This window comes from Chloroflexaceae bacterium (assembly GCA_025057155.1).
Classification (GTDB): Bacteria; Chloroflexota; Chloroflexia; order Chloroflexales; family Chloroflexaceae; genus JACAEO01.
The window spans coordinates 181,321-199,539 of record JANWYD010000010.1 but is presented as its reverse complement, the minus strand read 5'-3'; the positions used below and the strand labels follow the sequence as shown (position 1 = coordinate 199,539).

Below are 18,219 nucleotides of genomic sequence, written 5' to 3'. Positions count from 1 at the left end.
AGGCGCCCTCCACAGGTTTATTTGGTCAAGGGCAGCCTCAGGTATGCTTTCGTTGCGCCTGTCTTACCACTATGTCATCTCTCGTCTCGGTGATTATTCCCAGTTACAATAGCGCGCGGTATATCGCCTCGACAGTAGAGAGCGCGCTTGCCCAGACCTATCCCGCGGTCGAGGTGATCGTGGTGGACGACGGATCTACCGACGCGACACAGGCGGTGCTGGCGCCATACCGGTCGCGGATCACCATTCTGCACCAGACCAACCGGGGACCGGCAGCGGCGCGCAATACGGGTCTGCGCGCCGCCGCGGGCGCGTACCTGCTTTTCCTCGACAGTGACGACCTGCTGGTTCCTACAAGCGTGGCCGCCAAAGTAGCTTTCCTGGAACAGCATCCGCAGTACGGGCTGGTCTATTCGGCCTGGACGCAAATCAGCGATGACGGCGCCCGCGTGCTTGGCGAGGTGCGTCCAAGCCGCCAGGGTGACGTGCTCGCGGCGCTTGTGCGCCGCGAGTTCTTTTTCTTCCCCGGCGCGGCGCTAATCCGGCGCACCTGCCTCGATACCGTCGGCGCCTTCGACGAGAACGCTTACGGCGCCGAAGATGCCGACCTCTGGATCCGCCTTGCCCGCGCCGGCTACGCCTTCGGCTACATTGATGAGCCGTTGTTCATGTATCGCTATCACGCAACCAGCATCACCGGCCGCGTTGATCCTCGCCAGATCGCGAGCTGGCAGATGCACCTCGCCCGGTTTTTTGCCGACACGACCCTGCCATCAGCTATCAAAGCGCTTGAAGACGAGGCCTATGCCATTCTGCACTACGAAACTGCCATGCGCTACTTCCGCATCTGCCAGATCGACAAAGCTCAGGAGCATCTGCGGCAGGCGTGGCGACGCTGCCCGACACTGGCGCAGCAGCGAATTCTGGATTGTATCGTCGGCGCAGCTCTCGATCCCCGGACCGACGACGCCAGAGCTTTGCTCGACCGCGTGTTCGCTCACCTTCCGGAGGAGGTTTTGCACCTGCGTCGCCTCCGCGATCGGGTGTACGGGCGTTACCATGTGGGGATGGTCTTTCTTTATCACCAGCGCCGGCAACGCCGCCACGCGCGCCGGCACCTCGTGGCAGCACTGCGAGGCGAACCACAGATTGTTTGGAACCGCGGGTTCCTCAGCATCGCACTACGTTCCCTGCTACCGTAGAAGTAACGAACTGTCATTTTTCGGAAACCAGACTGTTATCAACATGTTAGCCCGGCTCCGTACACTACCATTGTCAAGCATATACCAGGCTTGCGATGCTAACTGCGCTGGACTAAAGAACGTATGGCCCGCTCCCGCTGATCGCTCGCACCGAACGCATGTACGAACCGCATCGATACGGTGGTCAGCCACTGGCAGACCGGCACCCCGCTTGTAACAATCTGTTTGTTTCCCGCGGAGAGGCCCCCCATTCCTGCGCCTCTCCTGACCGAACGCATCAGATTCGTGGTGTCAGGCCGTTCACTTGCGCCCCTGACGGTCGCCTGTGGCGGCAGCGCCGGCCAATGTGCCGAAAGTGAGCACCAGTATGCGGGTTCTGACAATTGCTACCAATGCCACTCCCGCCGGTCTGGCAGCGGAGGTGGGCACCGGTCAGCACCAGCGTGTTGACTACCTGGAACTGGCGGAACGCTTCAATTCGGAATACATCGACTACAATCGTCTGCGCAACCTTCCTCTTGCCCAGAAGTTTGAAGATCTCCTGCGCAGCGACCTGCGTCTTGCGGCCGCCGCTACCCGCCTGGTTCGTCGGAAGGGCTATGATTGTGTTATCAGCCTCTCGGAGCGTGTCGGCATACCACTGGCATTGCTGCTCAACCGGCGGGTGCGCCATATCGTCATTTTCCATCACGGGATGTCGCCAAAGAAGTTGCGGCTCATAAAAGCCCTCAGACTGCAGCGGCGCTGGGATCTGATCGCGGCAATCAGCAGGGCTGAGGCCGAAGGCATGCGCGCGGCGCTGGACCTGGCGCCAGAACGTGTCGTCGCGCTGCACACCCCGGTAGACACAAACTTCTACCGGCCGAGAGCGCCTTCTAGTGGCGATGAAGGGTTGATCCAGAGTCTTGGCCTCTCTTACCGCGACTACCCGACGCTCATCCGCGCCATGCGCCGGTTGCCGCATATTCCTTGTCAGTTACGCGTGGGGAGCACGTGGGTCTCCCGGCGCGGCGGGCACGAGCGGGAGGAATTACCGCCGAACGTTAGTCTGGAACCCTTCGTACATCCGAGTCATCTGCGCGAATACTATGCTGCCAGCCGCTTCATTATTGTGCCGATCCGCGCAACAACGCAGTGGAGCGCCGGGTGCACATCGGTGCAGATAGCACAGGCGATGGGCAAACCGGTCGTTGCGACTCGCATGCCCGGCCTGAGCGAATACGTCGTCGAAGGAGAAACGGGGTTACTGGTCGATCCAGGCGATGACCAGAGGATGGCCGCAGCTATTGACACACTCTGGAACGAACCGCAGCGGGTGGCGCGGATGGGTCGCCAGGCCCGGCAGTGGATGCAGGAGCGCTTTTCGCTCGATGCCTGGCTCCAACGTGTCGAGTCAATCGCCTGGCAGGTTGCAGAGCAAGGAGTAAACATCTGAGCCTATCGGGATGGGTCATAAGCGCGGCAACGGACCGGGCCTGAGCCAGCATGACCCTGCCGGTCATTGGTTTTGGAGAGCAGGAACAACCCATACTTCCGGCATGAATACAGGCCTTGCACGGGAGAGGTTGGGAAGGCTGCGATCTCCCAAGAGACCCTTTGTGCACCCTGCTCACCCCGTCATTGTGCGGCGCAGCCGCACCGGGCCTGACAAGAAATCGTTAAGCTATGCACCAGCTTGCCAACACCGTCTTACGCAATTCAATTGCCGGTCTCTTTGCTCAGATCACGATTAAACTACTCTCATTTGCCTTCTCGGTGCTGATCATCCGCCAGCTCGGGGCCAGCGACTTCGGCCAGTACGCGGCGGTGATCGGCTTCGGCACGGTCTTCCTGTTCATCGCCGATCTGGGGCTGGCGCCCTACACGGTGCGCGAGGTGGCCCGCCTGCGCGATCAACCCGACGGTCAGGAGCGCATCAGCGATCTCTACGCCAATGTGCTGGCCCTGCGGCTCATCCTGGCGCTGGTTGCCGGCGTGCTGGTGGTTAGCGCGGCCATCCTCACCGGGCGCCCTGCAATGATGATCGGCGCCCTTGCCCTGAACGCGCTCACCGTGCTGATCTACGCCTTCCACGGAAGCACCGAGGCCGTGCTGGCCGGTCACGAGCGCCTCGATCTGACCGCCGGGATGCAGGTGGTTAACCAGTTGATCTTCGTCTGTCTGGGTGGCCTGGCTCTCTGGCTGGGCCTGGGCTACTACGGCTTGATTATGGCCACGATGGCCGGTGTTGCCGTGATGACGGCGCTGGTGATGCGCGCGGTCTGGAATCTTGGTATTCGTCCGGGCCGGCTGGGTCTGCAGACCTGGGTTCCGCTGCTGCGAGCCGCCTTCCCCTTTGGGATCGTGGGCCTGACTCTGGGGATTTCGTATCGTTTCGATACCGTGTTGCTCAACATCTACAGCGGCGACGTGCCCACCGGTCACTATAACGCGGCCTACAATCTAGTGTTCGCCCTGGTGACTCTGTCAAACGTGCTCAACACGGCGCTTTACCCCTCACTATCGCGCGAGGCGGTAAATAACCCGGCCCGTTTGCCGCGGATCTATGAGCGTTTGCTGCGCTACCTGTTGCTGGTGGCACTGCCACTTGCCGTCGGCGGTTTCATCCTTGCTGAGCCGCTGGTAGACTTTCTCTTTGGTGCGGAGTACAAGCCCTCGGCGCAACTCCTGGCAATTTTGATCTGGACCGTGCCGCTGATGTTTATCTCAGAATTTCTCGGCTATGTGATTACGATTGCTGGACGCGAGGCATCAGCAGCAAGGGCGATTGTTGTCAGTAGCAGCGTCAGCGTCATCGCCAATCTCATCCTGATACCTCACTACGGTGTTCTAGCAGCAGCAATTATCACTCTGGTCACAGAGATGGTGCTGGTTAGCCAGTATCTCTGGATGCTGCGCGAACTGCTGAGAAACATGCAATGGAGCATCCTCCTGATCACACGCTTCTTTGCCGCGCTACTTTCAATGGCCATCGTCGCATATTTATGCCGCTATTTGCCAGCGCCATTGACCATTGGCATTGGCGGGGCGCTCTATGGTGGATTGCTGCTGGCAATGGGGGTGATTGGTCAGGAAGAAACTCGCTTTGTGCGTGAGATGCTCGCGGCGCGTTTCCAGAAAAACAATGTAGGCACAACATGAGACAAAGAATTTCTGTTAGCGTTCATTATTCTGCTACCTGTGGGCGTCAAAAGCGATATTTCATCGCTACTCTAGCATCATTTAACCGAAAGCACTAGAGAGGCTTCTAGAAAAATGCGCAAGTACATCCCCTTTAATCAGGCCTCAATCGGTGAAGAGGAGCGCACAGCCGTGTTACGCGCTCTAGATAGCGGAGCGCTCGGTGGAAATGGACCAATCAGTGCGCAGGCGCAGGAACGGTTACGGACTGTTCTTGGTGCGCGGCACGTATTGCTGACCACTTCGTGCAGTCATGCGCTAGAAATGGCGGCGATGGTGCTCCAGCTTGGACCTGGTGACGAGGTAATTATGCCAAGTTTTACGTTTGTCACCACGGCAAGTTCGGTCGTGCGACAGGGCGCTCGGCCCGTATTCGTCGATATTGATGAACGGACGTTCAATCTCGATCCAGAACAGATTGAACGGCATATCACTCCATCCACGCGGGCCATCGTGCCGGTTCACTATGCCGGGCAAAGTTGCGACATGGATGCGATCCTCAATATAGCTCGCCGTCATCAACTCTACGTTATCGAAGACGCCGCCCAGGGGATCGGGGCGCGTTATGGCGGGAGATTCCTGGGAACTATTGGTGATATCGGATGCTTCAGTTTTCACGTCACCAAGAATATCGTCGCTGGAGAAGGCGGGGCCTTTATCACCAACGACGATCACATCGCCGAGAAAGCAGAAATCATTCGTGAGAAGGGAACCAATCGCTCCAAATATCTTCGCGGAGAAGTGGACAAGTACACCTGGGTTGAGATAGGCTCGAGTTTCATACCCTCTGACCTTCTTGCCGCAATCATTATTGCCCAGATTAACAAGATGGAGAAAATTCATCAACAGCGGCGAGCCATCTGGCAACGTTACCGGGAAGGATTATGCGAACTAGAGCAGCGAGGAGACATCATTCTTCCCTATGTGCAACCCGCAGCCGAGCCCAACTGGCATATATTCGCATTTCGTGTAACTGATGTGGAACGCCGAGACGCAGTGCTTGATGAACTCAAACATCGTGGCATAGGCGCCACATTCCACTTTGTGCCGTTGCATTCTGCACCATACGCTCGTGCCAGGTGGGGGTATCAGCCTGAAGATCTACCGATTACTGAACGTGTTGCGGCATCTCTGATTCGGCTTCCAATCTATCCTGATCTCAGCGCGGAAGACCAGGAATACATTATTGAGACAATCTACGACATTTTCGCAACCCGTCAGCGGGAAAGATGTTGTGGGGGATGCTGAGGATTGTCAGAATTGCACGCGTCCGGTCGCGGTGGCCCATAGGCGTTTCGGAGGCGATCCGCTAACAACTTTTCACTTGGCCTATGGACTTAGCGAGAGCGAGGCTATCCTCTATGAAGATCATCGATCACCCATCACGTGAACTCTGGAGCCAGGTTGTCGCTCGATCGCCATATGCCACGTTTTTCCACACGCCGACGTGGGCTGATATTCTTGTCTCCACTTTTCCTGAGATGCATATCGCCACTAAAGCGTTTTGTCTGGACGACAACACGGTGGCGCTAGTGCCGATCATCGGCACGATGGAGCGAAATGGTTTCTTCGGATGGTTCGAGTCGATGTATCCTGGCGCCTATGGCGGACCGGTAGCGGAAAGACCCCTGACGCCATTCGAGATGAAGGCCATTTCTCATCACCTGACGAGTCGCCATACCGCCTATGTGCAAATAATGGGCAACCCGTTCCTCGGTTCGGAGAAGGATTTTCACGTAGATGCAGCGTTTACGCCCTCGCTACAGTATACACATTTCCTGTACCTGGAGGATGGATTTCATAGCGTCCACGATCGTTTCTCAGCCGAGAAACGTCGGTATGCTCGCAAGGCCGTCAAACTTGGCGTGGTTGTCTCCGTAGCCGAAACGTGGGAGGAATACGAGCAGTATTATCAAGCCTATCTGGATACGCTGGAGCGCTGGGGAGCATCAACACTCGTGCGTTACCCGCGTAGTTTGTTTGAGCACCTGTTCCGTCATCGTTCTGATGCAATCAGGCTCTGGATCGCAAAGAAGAATGGTCAGGTTATCTCTGGGAAACTTGTATTTTATCACCAACGCCAGGCGCTGTACTGGCATGGAGCGACCATTCAACGTTACTTCGATCATCATCCAGCGCCGCTCCTGATGACAGAAGTGGTGCGAGATGCGTGTCGCCAGGGGTTGCAGTATCTCGACCTTGGGCCAAGTGGCGGCTTGTCGGGAGTCGAATTTTACAAAGAGACCTTCGGCGCCCAGAAACGCTTCTTCGGAAGTTACGTCTGGAACGCGAACAGGCTGTACCGTCTCTATAAGCGCCTGCGCGGCCTTGGTCGCAGGATAGCATCGAAGACTGCCGCATAGCAGCGGCTGTACTTTATAGATGGCGAGTTACACATCAACTGCGAAGGATACGTTGTATGCGCATTGTACTTATTACTCACTTTTTCCCACCCGGTCATCTCGGCGGCACAGAAGTTCTGACGACAAATCTGGCCACCAGTCTTCACATGGCCGGACATGCTGTACAGGTGATCTGTGCTGAAGACTGGACAACGGCGGAAAGTCATATAATCCATCCGGTAGATGATGTATACCAGGGCGTGCCTGTGCAACGGCTGCGGTTTAACTGGATGAAAGCGCCCGACGTGTTTGGCTATCTGTATAATAACCCCGAGGTCGAGCGATACCTCACCAGGTTCTTTGAGCGCTTCAAGCCAGATGTTGTCCATATTACGTCGTGCTATTCACTGTCTGCCAGTGTCATTTCCGCCGCATACAGACTCGGTTTGCCGATTGTACTCACAGCGACCGACTTCTGGTTCCTCTGCGCACGTAATACGCTCTTGCAGCCGGACGGCTCGCTATGCGACGGTCCAACTGACTCATGGAAATGTAACCGCTGCATGGCTTCACAGACCAAAATCTATCGCTGGTCGGGCAAGCTATTACCAGCAGCCGCAACTGCTGCGTTCATCCGTACGGTGAGTCGCAATGCCTGGTTGACATCTCAGCGTGGTTTACGCGGCATGATCGGAGATTGGGAGGCCCGCACCCATTTTCTGCTACAGTCACTCGAAAAAGTAGATCAGATCGTCACAGCTTCCAGCTTCGTGCGCGAATTGTTCATCACCTATGGTGTAGCGCCCGAGAAGATCGAAGTTTCGGCCTACGGTCTGGATACGACCTGGGCAAGAGGGTATGAGACCAAAACGCCGTCGCATCAGTTGCGCATAGGTTTCATTGGTCAGATCATCCCATCGAAAGGCCCCGACATCCTCCTGCAAGCCGTGAAGAGCCTGCCGGATCACCTGCCTGTCCAGGTGGTGATCTATGGCAACCTCGATAAGGAGCCAGCGTATGGCAATACGCTGCGCCAATTGGCGGCTAATGATCCAAGAATACGCTTCGCTGGCACATTCGAGAATAGTCGCATGGGCGATGTCCTTACTGAGATTGACGTACTGGTGGTTCCTTCAATATGGTATGATTTTCCTCTAGTCGTTTCTTCGGCTCTAGCTACGAAGACGCCGGTTCTGGCAACCGATCTTCCGGGAATGAATGAATTGATAGAGCACGAGCGAAATGGATTGCTATTTCCGCGCGGCAACTGGCGAGAGCTCGCTGCACGGATCACACGTCTGATTGTGGAACCTGAGCTGCTTCCACGGCTTCGACTGGGAATTGATCCGGTAAAGACGGTCGACGAGATGCGTGAAGAGTACGAAGCCCGCTACACGGAACTGGTCCATTCGAACGTTGCCTGACTGTTTCGATTAATTGGCCGGTAGCCGTGATTTCGCTACTGAGTCGCTGGCGTTACCGCTTTCTAAGATTTCAGTGCTTTGTGAGTTGCCCTCGGTGACAGGACCTTCTTCGCCAGGCTTTACATCTGCGCCGAGTTATACCGCCGCTTAGCAAGTGACGATAAGCTTATGAGCCAGCCGATGAGATGAGTTGAGTAGAGAAAAAGCAGTAGCTCTATAACCATAACAATAACAATAACAATGAAGGCTGCGATTTTCCCGTAGACGATGCCAGGCGACCTCCCACTCCGGCTAATGGCGACAAGGAGATCCTCTTGAAGGTGCTGCTTGCCATCCATCATTTCCCGCCGCGCTACAGCGCCGGCGCCGAACTGTACACTTTCCGCCTGGCACGCTGGCTGCTGGCTCACGGGCATGAGGCTGAGGTGGTCTGCGTTGAGACGCTCAACGCGGACCGGCCTGCCGGGGTCGAGGCCGAGCGTGACAGCTACGAGGGCGTGCCGGTCTGGCGGCTGCACCTGGGTCTGCGGGGCGCCCCGGCGAACTGGACCTACGCCAACCCCATGGTTGCCAAGTGGATCGCCGGGCATATGCAGACCAACCGCCCAGACCTGTTGCACCTGCATAGCGGCTACCTGATCGGCGTGGGCACACTGGAGGAGGCCCGCCATCTCGGTGTGCCGAGCGTGGTGACCCTGCACGATTACTGGTTCCTCTGCCCGCGCTTTACCCTGCTGCGCGGCGACGGCCACGTCTGCGCCGAGATCCCCGCCGATCCGGCCGGCTGCGCCTGGTGTCTCAACCTCGACCGGCGCCGCTATCGCCTGCCCGAGCAGATTAGCCAGGGAGCCGCAGGCTGGCTCTGGATCACCCTGGCCGGCAGCGCAGGACGTGAGGCGCAGGCCGCGCGGCGCACGTACCTGCGCGAGACCCTGGCGCGGGTCGATCTGGTGATTGCCCCCTCGCGGTTCCTGGCAGGAATGTTTGCCAACCATCTGCCTTATAGCAAACTGCGAATGCTACGCTGTGGCCTCGATACGGACCTGCTGGCTGCCGTGCCGCCACCGTCACTGAGCGACACGCTACGCCTCGGCTATCTCGGCCAGATTGCACCGCATAAGGGAGTTCACGTGCTTGTGCAAGCAGTGCGCCAACTACCATCTGATGGACGTCCCATCCAGTTGCGGGTCTTCGGCGACCTTGAGCGGAACCCGGACTATACGCGCCAGTTGCGGACACTGATAGACGCCGATCCTCGCATTACGCTGGCAGGTCCATACAATCGCACGCAGTTGCCTGCGGTGCTTGGCGATCTGGATCTGACTGTTGTTCCATCGATCTGGTACGAGAATAGTCCGCTGGCGATTATGGAGGCCCACGCTGCGGGCCGACCGGTGATCACCTCTCGCCTTGGCGGTATGGCCGAACTGGTGCGCGACGGGGTAGACGGGCTGCACTTCCAGCCCGGCGACGCCGACGACCTGGCGCGGCAGATCCAGCGCCTGCGCGACGATCCAGGATTGCTGGAACGGCTGCGCGCCGGGGTGCGTCCGCCACCTAGCATTGACGACGAGATGGCAGAACTGATGCAGGCCTATCGCCTGGTGATCGAGCAGCGCCGGGTGACGCGACCGGTGGAGGTGGGTTGATGTCGCCAAGCGTCGCCATCATTGTGCTGACCTACAACGGCCTTGCCGACACCCTGGCCTGCCTGGCGTCGCTCGAAGGTCTCGAGTACCCCCGCGAGCGGTATCGCGTTGTGGTGGTAGACAATGCCTCGCAAGACGGCACCCCCGCGGCGGTGCGGGAAGCCTGTCCCCGGGTGGTGGTGATTGAGAATGGTGCGAACCTCGGCTTCGCAGCGGGAAACAACGTCGGGCTGCGCTATGCGCTGGCGCAGGGTTGCGACTATGCTCTGTTGCTCAACAACGACACCGAAGCGGCGCCGGATATGCTCACGGAACTGGTGAACGCCGCCGAGTCCGACCCGCGCATCGGCGCGGTCGGGCCGATCATCTACTACCACGCCGCGCCGATGCGCGTCTGGTCGGCGGGCGGCTGGATCGACTGGGAACGGGGCATCAGCCGCATGGACGGCGAGGTTGAGGATCGGGGACAATTTACGGCAACCCGCGAGGTAGACTTCGTTACCGGGTGTGCGATGCTGCTGCGGCGCGCCGCCCTGGAGCGCGCCGGCCTGCTCGATGAACGCTTCTTCATGTACTTCGAGGAGACCGAGTGGTGCGTGCGCGCCAGCCGGGCGGGCTTTCGCATCCTCTTCGCGCCGCGGGCAAAGCTGTGGCACAAGATTCCCCTGAATGCCCGGTTTGATAAAGAGTACCTGGCTTACTACATGACGCGCAACCGGCTACTGTTCCTGCGGGCCACAGGCGCCCGACCGCGGACCTGGTTCAACGCCCTGGTGCTGCAGGATCTGCGCACCTACCTGAGCCTGTGCCTGCGCCCGAAGTGGCGCTCCCGCCGGGGGCGAGTAGGGATGCGCCTGGCATGGATTGACTTCTGGCGCGGGCGGTTCGGGCGACTGGAGACAGCGATTTAGTGTGGAGGTGTGGAGGTGTAGAGGCGTAGAGGCGTGGAGGCGTGGAGGTGATTTCGTCAGAAGCCGCCAACCCCGCCTCCCGATAGGCCGAAGCCTTGCGGTACACCAACCTGACCACCCCACAGCCCTATACCGATAAAGGTGCTAATGATGCGCATTGGAATTGACGTTCGCTACCTCTCCCACGGCCTGGTGGGCGGTGTGCATACGTATGTCAAGCACCTGGTTCCGGCCTTGCTTGCGGCAGGTCCGGAGCACGAGTTTATCCTGTATGCCGACACGAAGGCGCCCTTTGAACTGCGCGATCTGCCCGCACACGCGACCGTGCGCTACCTTCCGTACCGCGGGGCGCCCTCGAGTGTGGTCAACGATCTGCTCCTCCTCCGGCGAGCCATGGCCAGTGACCGGCTCGACGTGGCCCACTTCCCGGCCAACTATGGTTTCGGGCCTCAGGGGACGACAACGGTAATTACGCTACACGACGCAATTAATGTCATGCCTCTCAGGGAGATTATCGCTGGCCATCGCAAAGATGCGCGGACCATTGGGATGATGACCTACCTGCACCTGATGAGCCGCGCGGCGGTGCGACGATCCCACGGCATTCTCACTATCTCCGAGCACGCGCGCCGGGACATTCTGCGCTACTGCCGGATCGATCCGGAGCGGATCACAGCGATTTACCTCGCGCCTACCCCCGACCTGCGCCTGGTGCGCGATCCCGAGATCCAGGCGGCGGTGCGAGAGCGCTACGACCTGCGGCTGCCCTTCGTGCTCGCCGATGGTCTGAAGAACCCTGCGGTGATCGTGCGCGCCTGGCGGCGCCTGCCGGACAAGATACGTTCGAAGTACGTGATCGTCTTCTTCGCACGACATCAGCCGCTCCCCATCGTTCAGGAAGCCGTGGCAGCCGGATATGCCCGCTTGCTCCTGCGGCCGCCCCGTGAGGACCTGATCACCCTCTTCAGTATGGCGGAGGCGTTTGTCTTTCCTTCGTGGATCGAAGGCTTTGGCATCCCTATCCTGGAGGCGATGACCTGTGGCGCGCCGGTGATTGCCTCGGATCGCGGATCGATCCCCGAAGTCGCCGGGGGCGCTGCGCTGATCTGCGATGCCGAGGACGACTGCACCCTGGCAGCATTGATTACTCGGGTGCTAAGCGACCCGGAGGAAGCCGAACGGCTGCGCACCCTCGGCTACGCCCGAGCCGGACAGTTTTCGTGGCACTCCACGGCTGAACGCACGCTGGCAAGTTACGCCCGCTTCCAGACGATGCAGAATGTCCATGCCCGGATAGCGGCAGGGGTTACGCCGACCCGTCCTGCCACACCTGATTCTCATCACAGCCACAAGGAAACACCCTGATGCGCATCCTCGCTCTCTCAACCTGGTGGCCTGAGCCTGCTGATAATGGCTCACGCATGCGGATCATGCAACTGGTGCGTCACCTGGCCAAGCGCCACGAAGTGCATCTGATTGCCTGTACGCAGGGTCCGGCTACACTGGCTCGACGCGAAGCCTTGCAACAGATGTGCGCTTCGATTACCGCTGTCGAACGCCCAGGGCGCCCGCTACGGCTGACGGACCATCTGACCAGTCTGGTGGTGCCAGAGCCGGCCTCGGTACGCGCCACGTGGAGCGCAGAACTGGCCAGGGCCGTCGAGACCGCGACACGACAGTGGCAGCCCGATGTCGTCATCGCGTTTCAAATCGATATGGCCCCATACGCGCTCAGAGTCGCGAGGGCGCCCCGTATCCTGGAAGAGCTGGAACTGGCCTATCTGCTCGAGCATTACCGCAAGCAGCGCAGCCCGCACCGACGCCTGCGCTACCTGCTCACTGCGCTGCAACACCAGCGCTATGTACGCCATCTGCTGCGCGGCTTCAGCGCGGTAACCGTGGTGTCCGAGCGCGAAGCGGCACTGGCCCGCCGGCTAACAGGCAACACGCCGGTCGAAATCAGCATTGTTCCCAACGGTGCTGATCTGATTGGCTGTCAGGGCTACCGGTACGATCCAGAGCCCGACACGCTGATCTACCCCGGTGCATTGACCTATGCCGCCAACTTCGATGCCGTGCGCTTCTTTTTGACGGAGATCTTTCCGCAGATCCAGCGCCAGCGCCCTGCGGCAACCTTCCGGGTTACTGGACACAACACGGTCGAACAGCGAACGGCTTTACCAGTGTCGAAGGGGGTCGTTTTCACCGGTTATGTTGAAGATGTGCGCGCCCTGATCGCCCGCAGCGCAGTCGAAGTCGTGCCTCTGCGCGAGGGTGGGGGCACACGCTTGAAAATCCTTGAAGCCCTGGCCCTGGGCACACCGGTAGTCAGCACCACAAAAGGCGCCGAGGGGCTTGACCTCGTGCCTGGACAGGATCTCATGATCGCCGACACCCCCGCGGCCTTTGCTGAAACTACCGTGCGTTTGCTCACCCATCCCGTGGAGCGCGCGCGATTAAGTGCAAATGGTCGTCGCGCAGCGGCTGAACGGTACGACTGGCGAACTATTGGAACCCGCTTCGTTGACCTCATCGAAGCCATCGTTGCCCAGAGGAGCCTGGCCTATGTCGCGCCACACGCCTGATCTGGCCATCATCATTGTCAACTGGAACACGCGCCAGCTCTTGCTGGACTGCCTGGCCTCACTGCCGGCGGCGACCGCCGGGATTGCCGCCGAAACGTGGGTAGTGGACAACGCCTCCCGCGATGGAAGCGTCGAGGCAGTGCGAGAGCAATACCCCGAGGTGCGTATCATCGCTAATAAGGAGAATCTGGGCTTCGCGGTTGCGAACAACCAGGCCATCCGGGCCAGCGACAGCCGGCACGTGCTGTTGTTAAACAGCGACACGATCGCGCGCCCCGGCTCACTGGCAGCGCTGGTGCACTTTCTCGATGCTCACCCGGACGTGGGAATCGTCGGTTCGCGCCTCCTCAATTCCGACGGCTCTCTGCAACCGTCGTGGGCATTGTTTCCCAGCTTGTTCACCGAACTGCTCGGCAAGAAACTACGCCTGCGCTGGCGCTATCCGACAACGGACGGAACACTGGCCTACAGCACCGATTGGATTGATGGCGCAGTGCTGATGATCCGGCGCAGCATCCTGCCCCAGGTCGGGCTGATGGACGAACGCTACTTTATGTACACCGAGGAAGTTGACTGGTGCTATCGCACGCGTCAGGCCGGCTGGAAGGTGTGCTACCTGCCGGGGTCGGAAGTGATCCACTTCGGCGGGCAGAGCAGCAAACAGGCAGCGACACGGATGAAGTTTGAACTGTATCGGAGCAAGCTGCGCTTCTTTCGCAAACACTACGGTCGCCCGGCTGCTGTACTGCTAGGTCTGGGACTGCAGTTTATCTTTCTCGGCAAGGCTACCATTGGCGGTCTGATGCTGATGGCAACCGCAGCGCGCCATCCCACAGGACACGCCTTCGCACGCGACGGGGGATTGCTGCTGATGGCGCTCAGCCGCCATATCTGGCAAGCGCCGCTTCCCGAGCAGTGCTGAGATGGCAGGAGCGATCCATGTGGCGATGGCTTGATATGCTTGAACGACCGGAGGAGCTGCCCTCACTCCCCCGGCGGCTCATTATGTCTGCCGTCATCGTGGCCATGATCGCCTACAGCGTTCTGATCGGGATGATCCTCGCCCGCGGGACCTCGCGTCTGGCGCTGATGCTTGTCGTGCTCCCGCTGCTACCGATCGCCATAAGCTTCGCCTCGCGCTATTTCGCGACCATTGTTCTGATCCTGCCCCTGACAGCGCTCGCGATGCGCACGGCCAATATGCCGGTAGGCAATGCCAGCGAAATGCCTATCAGCATGGTCATTACGCTCGGGCTGACCGGGTTGTGGCTGGTCGGCATGCTGACCCGGCGCAAATGGGAGGTGACACCCACACCATTCAACCGGGTGTTGCTGGCGTTCATGGTCGTTTGCATTATTTCCCTGCCCTGGGGCATCCTGTGGGCCGACCCGATCCTGAACTGGAGCGTCATGGGCAACTTCCGCCTGGTCCAGATCGCCTCGTTATTGTCGTTGCTGGCCCTGATGTGGGTTCCGTTCCTGGTTGCACGTTTCATTGACCAGACCTGGCAGATCTGGTTTTACCTATGGTCATTCATCGTCGCTGGCGCAATGATGACTTTCACCCAGTTTTTCGGGATACGCCAGCCATTTCTGAGCGATCAAGGACTGTGGGGACTGTGGTTTGCAGTGCCGCTGGCCGGACTGGCGCTTGTCTATCCGCACACGCCGTGGTATGGAAGACTGCTGGGCGTGACGCTCCTCGGCTGGCATCTGTACCTGGCAGCGATTAAGAACTCCCTCTGGGTCTCTGGCTGGCTCCCGACCCTGGCGGGGTTGTTTGCGCTAAGCTTTCTGCACTCGCGCAAAATCTTCGTGATGCTGCTAATCATAACTATCCCCTTTGCGGTCCTCGGACCGGGGCGGACCTACCTGGATAGAGTAACTGCTGCAAACATCGAAGAAGGCAGCAGCGGACGCCTGGAGATCTGGGAGCGTAACCTGGGGATCGTGCGCGAGCACTGGCTCTTCGGCACCGGACCGGGGGGCTACGCACCCTATAACATGACCTACTTTCCCTGGGATGCCCGCTCGACCCATAATAACTACTTCGACATTCTGGCCCAGTTCGGGGTGGTTGGCTTAGGGCTCTGGCTCTGGTTCGTGGGCGCCAGTTTGTGGTATGGCTGGCGCACAGTGCAGATCGCGCCGCCCGGACTGCTACACACGGTGGCCATTGTCGCCACGGCCGGCTGGGCCGCTGCGCAGGTCTCAATGATGCTGGGTGACTGGGTATTGCCCTTTGTCTACAACCAGAGCATCGCGGGCTTTCGCTACGCGATCTATAGCTGGCTCTTTCTCGGATTGCTCATTGTGGTGAGGCGGATGGTTGATCGGCAAAGCGTTGCCGCCTCAAGAGCACCCGCGCAGGAGGTCTGAAGTATGTCGCTCCATCCATCTCTGCCAGACCGGTTGGCTGTCGCGGATCAGGCCGCAAGAAAATACTCGGCAGGTTTCGGCTGGCGTTTCTGCGCTTTTGTCATAACGGTTGTTTTGATTCTGACCAGCCTGCCATTCATCTTTGCCTACACCACCGCGCCGCCAGGCCGCCATTTTACTGGTGTAATGTTCAATATCCCCGACCATAACCAGTACTTCGCATGGATGCGTGATCTGAGCCGCCAGAACCTCGCGGCCAACCGGCTTACCCCCGAACCGAACGAGCCAGCGCTCTTCCACTTACTCTGGTGGAGCGCCGGTCGCGCTGGCGCGCTATTTGGTCTGGAGTTCGGCACGGTGTTTGGGATCTTACGAATCTTTGCCACAATCCTGTTCCTGGCATGTGCATATGCCTCTTTCTGCATTGCCGTGCCCGATCATGTTCAGCGACGTCTGGCGTTCGTATTGTTCGCCTTTGGCGGAGGGCTTGGCGTCATCTGGATTTTCGTCAAGTACATGCGGGGTCTGCCTGATGCGCCGTTCCCTTTCGACATCTATACTTCCGAGCCGAATAGCTTCTTCATCGCCCTGGCCTTTCCCCACTTCGGCGTGGCCCTGGCACTGATTATTGCCCTGATCGGCCTGACGCTCTATGCCCAGCAGCGCCAGCAACTGCGCTACGCCGTGCTGGCCGGGATCGTAGGGGCGTTGATCGGCCTGCAGCATGCCTACGACCTGCTCACTGTCGGGGCCGTGCTTGGCCTGTGGTGGCTTTTGATCTGGTGGCGTGATCGCCGCTTCCCGGCTTTCCTGTTCAAGGCTGGCCTGATCATCGTGGCCTTCGCTCTTCCGCCGGCCGCCTACCTTTCCTACCTGGTGCTGACGGATGCCACCTGGGGCGGTAAGCTGGCGCAGTTCGACAATGCCGGGGCGTGGACGCCGGGACCCCTGCATCTGCCGATCCTGATGGGTCTGCCCCTGCTGCTGGCCCTGCTCGCCTTCCGCCCGCGGATGCTCCGCAGCCGCGACGACGCCGAACTGCTGGTGGCGGTATGGTTCCTCGCCCACTTCGTGCTTATCTACTTACCGCTCAGCTTCCAGATCCACCTGCTCCTGGGCTGGCAGGCGCCGATTGCCATCCTCGCTGCCCGTGCCATCCAGCGGAGCATCTGGCCATGGCTGCGCGCGCACACGCCACGCCTGGCGCGGCCTGCTCTGGCAACCATCCTGGGGCTGTGCGTCGTGACCAATGTCTATATTTTGTTCTGGCGCTTCTACGACCTCTCACGCTACAGCCAGCCTTACTTCCTGAGTCAGGATGAGGTGGCCGCATTGCGCTGGCTGGGAAGCCATGCGACCAATCAGGATGTGGTGCTGGGCGTGCTGGAAATCAACCAGCATGTCCCCGTCTGGTCCGACGCACGGGCCTATGTGGCGCACTGGGCCGGGACGCTGGACTTTTTTACTAAACGTGAGAATGCGGAACGGGTGGTCAATCCCGCCACATCCCGGCCTGAGCGTCGAGCGCTGCTCAACGAGTTCGGGGTAACGTATGTGATCGTGCGCGAGCAGGATCACCCGCGCATCGCCTTTGAGACCAGTTCAGGGCCAGAACTAGTTCCAGTATATACAAATGCAACGGTCACGATTTATCGCGTGCAGCCTGCTGATCATCCTGCTGTATCTCAGCGCCTGTTTGTCACCACCGCCGTCCCTGCCTGAGGTGACCATCTCGCCTCTGCCCGACGCCCTCCCCACCCCCCAACTGGAGGGCATTGCCCGCGAGCGGCGCGAGGTGCAATTTCAGAGCGACGAGGCAACCCTCGCCGGGGAACTCGATCTCCCCGCAGGTGACAGGCTCGCGCCGCTGGTCTTTATCATCCACCACTCCGGCCCGGTAACGCGGGATGCTTACGGGTACCTGGCCGAGATCCTCCTGCCTGCAGGCTTTGCCGTGTTCCGCTTCGACAAGCGCGGCGCCGGGCAGAGCACAGGAGTCTACGGTTGCTGCGAAGCCGATGACGCGCTGGCCGCCTACCGCGCCGCTGCGAGCCAGCCGGGGATCGACCCTGAACGGGTGTTTATCGTGGCTCAGAGCATTGGCACCCGGCACCTGGCCGCGCAATTCGCCGCGTTCCGGGCCATCCAGCCGCCACGGGGCGTTGCGCTGATTTCCAATCTGCTTGGCCCGGAGGAGATTACCGCTGTCGCTGCGCCGATCCTCGTCATCGTCGCCGATAGCGAGCCGGAACTGGCCCGCATCGGCCTGGACGCAGTGACCGCCCATCGAGAGAAGCTGCCCTTCGGCGCGGATCTATACATTGCTGAGGGGGCTGAGCATACACTGTTCGACATTACTAATGGCCCCATAGATTGGAGCGATCCAGGTTGGACGAAGCGCTATCATCGGGGAGCAATGGCGCATCTGGTAGGCTGGTTGCGCGCAGCGACGATCAGTTTTTAGGACTTATTGACTATGCACCTGATTCGGGGAAGCAGTCAGAGCGCGCTAGACTGGCAGGCGCCTGGCAATGGCGCACGCCAGCC

General features: G+C 59.7%; 14 protein-coding genes. All 14 read left to right on the top strand.

Annotation, left to right across the window (positions count from 1 at the left end; genetic code table 11):
* Positions 1-71 precede the first annotated feature (71 nt).
* Positions 72-1,202 (top strand): glycosyltransferase, encoded by a 1,131-nt coding sequence (locus NZU74_11400; protein MCS6881930.1) that lies wholly within the window; start codon positions 72-74, stop codon positions 1,200-1,202.
* 367 nt (positions 1,203-1,569) lie between these two features.
* Positions 1,570-2,637, top strand: coding sequence for a glycosyltransferase family 4 protein (locus NZU74_11395; GenBank protein ID MCS6881929.1), 1,068 nt, complete (start codon positions 1,570-1,572; stop codon positions 2,635-2,637).
* 230 nt (positions 2,638-2,867) lie between these two features.
* Positions 2,868-4,343, top strand: coding sequence for a flippase (locus NZU74_11390; GenBank protein MCS6881928.1), 1,476 nt, complete (start codon positions 2,868-2,870; stop codon positions 4,341-4,343).
* A 114-nt stretch (positions 4,344-4,457) separates the two neighbouring features.
* Entirely contained in the window at positions 4,458-5,630 is a 1,173-nt protein-coding gene (rffA, locus tag NZU74_11385) for a dTDP-4-amino-4,6-dideoxygalactose transaminase (protein ID MCS6881927.1), read from the top strand.
* A gap of 113 nt (positions 5,631-5,743) precedes the next feature.
* A complete protein-coding gene (locus tag NZU74_11380) occupies positions 5,744-6,745 on the top strand; it encodes a GNAT family N-acetyltransferase (GenBank protein ID MCS6881926.1) in 1,002 nt (333 codons plus the stop codon).
* 56 nt (positions 6,746-6,801) lie between these two features.
* Positions 6,802-8,148, top strand: a complete 1,347-nt coding sequence (locus tag NZU74_11375; protein MCS6881925.1) for a glycosyltransferase family 4 protein — start codon at positions 6,802-6,804, stop codon at positions 8,146-8,148.
* Between the two features lie 320 nt (positions 8,149-8,468).
* Positions 8,469-9,797 (top strand): glycosyltransferase family 4 protein, encoded by a 1,329-nt coding sequence (locus NZU74_11370; GenBank protein MCS6881924.1) that lies wholly within the window; start codon positions 8,469-8,471, stop codon positions 9,795-9,797.
* Complete coding sequence (locus NZU74_11365; GenBank protein ID MCS6881923.1) at positions 9,797-10,708, top strand: glycosyltransferase family 2 protein; 912 nt, start codon at positions 9,797-9,799, stop codon at positions 10,706-10,708. The genes NZU74_11370 and NZU74_11365 overlap by 1 nt, the downstream gene beginning before the upstream one ends.
* A 147-nt stretch (positions 10,709-10,855) precedes the next feature.
* Positions 10,856-12,073: a glycosyltransferase family 4 protein gene (locus NZU74_11360; protein MCS6881922.1), complete on the top strand. Its 1,218-nt coding sequence runs from the start codon at positions 10,856-10,858 to the stop codon at positions 12,071-12,073.
* Positions 12,073-13,293 carry a glycosyltransferase family 4 protein gene (locus NZU74_11355; GenBank protein MCS6881921.1) on the top strand — a complete coding sequence of 407 codons (1,221 nt, stop codon included), beginning with the start codon at positions 12,073-12,075 and terminating at the stop codon, positions 13,291-13,293. The genes NZU74_11360 and NZU74_11355 overlap by 1 nt, the downstream gene beginning before the upstream one ends.
* Positions 13,274-14,215, top strand: a complete 942-nt coding sequence (locus NZU74_11350; GenBank protein MCS6881920.1) for a glycosyltransferase family 2 protein — start codon at positions 13,274-13,276, stop codon at positions 14,213-14,215. The genes NZU74_11355 and NZU74_11350 overlap by 20 nt, the downstream gene beginning before the upstream one ends.
* 17 nt (positions 14,216-14,232) lie before the next feature.
* Complete coding sequence (locus NZU74_11345; protein ID MCS6881919.1) at positions 14,233-15,672, top strand: O-antigen ligase family protein; 1,440 nt, start codon at positions 14,233-14,235, stop codon at positions 15,670-15,672.
* Between the two features lie 114 nt (positions 15,673-15,786).
* Entirely contained in the window at positions 15,787-17,394 is a 1,608-nt protein-coding gene (locus NZU74_11340) for a hypothetical protein (protein MCS6881918.1), read from the top strand.
* Positions 17,306-18,136, top strand: coding sequence for an alpha/beta hydrolase (locus NZU74_11335; protein MCS6881917.1), 831 nt, complete (start codon positions 17,306-17,308; stop codon positions 18,134-18,136). The genes NZU74_11340 and NZU74_11335 overlap by 89 nt, the downstream gene beginning before the upstream one ends.
* The last annotated feature ends 83 nt before the right edge of the window (positions 18,137-18,219 follow it).

Excerpts from the sequence above, each read along its gene's own strand:
- NZU74_11400 (MCS6881930.1), top strand. The coding sequence starts at position 72 with ATGTCATCTCTCGTCTCGGTGATTATTCCCAGTTACAATAGCGCGCGG.
- NZU74_11395 (MCS6881929.1), top strand. The coding sequence starts at position 1,570 with ATGCGGGTTCTGACAATTGCTACCAATGCCACTCCCGCCGGTCTGGCA.
- NZU74_11390 (MCS6881928.1), top strand. The coding sequence starts at position 2,868 with ATGCACCAGCTTGCCAACACCGTCTTACGCAATTCAATTGCCGGTCTC.
- rffA (MCS6881927.1), top strand. The coding sequence starts at position 4,458 with ATGCGCAAGTACATCCCCTTTAATCAGGCCTCAATCGGTGAAGAGGAG.
- NZU74_11380 (MCS6881926.1), top strand. The coding sequence starts at position 5,744 with ATGAAGATCATCGATCACCCATCACGTGAACTCTGGAGCCAGGTTGTC.
- NZU74_11375 (MCS6881925.1), top strand. The coding sequence starts at position 6,802 with ATGCGCATTGTACTTATTACTCACTTTTTCCCACCCGGTCATCTCGGC.
- NZU74_11365 (MCS6881923.1), top strand. The coding sequence starts at position 9,797 with ATGTCGCCAAGCGTCGCCATCATTGTGCTGACCTACAACGGCCTTGCC.
- NZU74_11360 (MCS6881922.1), top strand. The coding sequence starts at position 10,856 with ATGATGCGCATTGGAATTGACGTTCGCTACCTCTCCCACGGCCTGGTG.
- NZU74_11355 (MCS6881921.1), top strand. The coding sequence starts at position 12,073 with ATGCGCATCCTCGCTCTCTCAACCTGGTGGCCTGAGCCTGCTGATAAT.
- NZU74_11350 (MCS6881920.1), top strand. The coding sequence starts at position 13,274 with ATGTCGCGCCACACGCCTGATCTGGCCATCATCATTGTCAACTGGAAC.
- NZU74_11345 (MCS6881919.1), top strand. The coding sequence starts at position 14,233 with ATGTGGCGATGGCTTGATATGCTTGAACGACCGGAGGAGCTGCCCTCA.
- NZU74_11335 (MCS6881917.1), top strand. The coding sequence starts at position 17,306 with ATGCAACGGTCACGATTTATCGCGTGCAGCCTGCTGATCATCCTGCTG.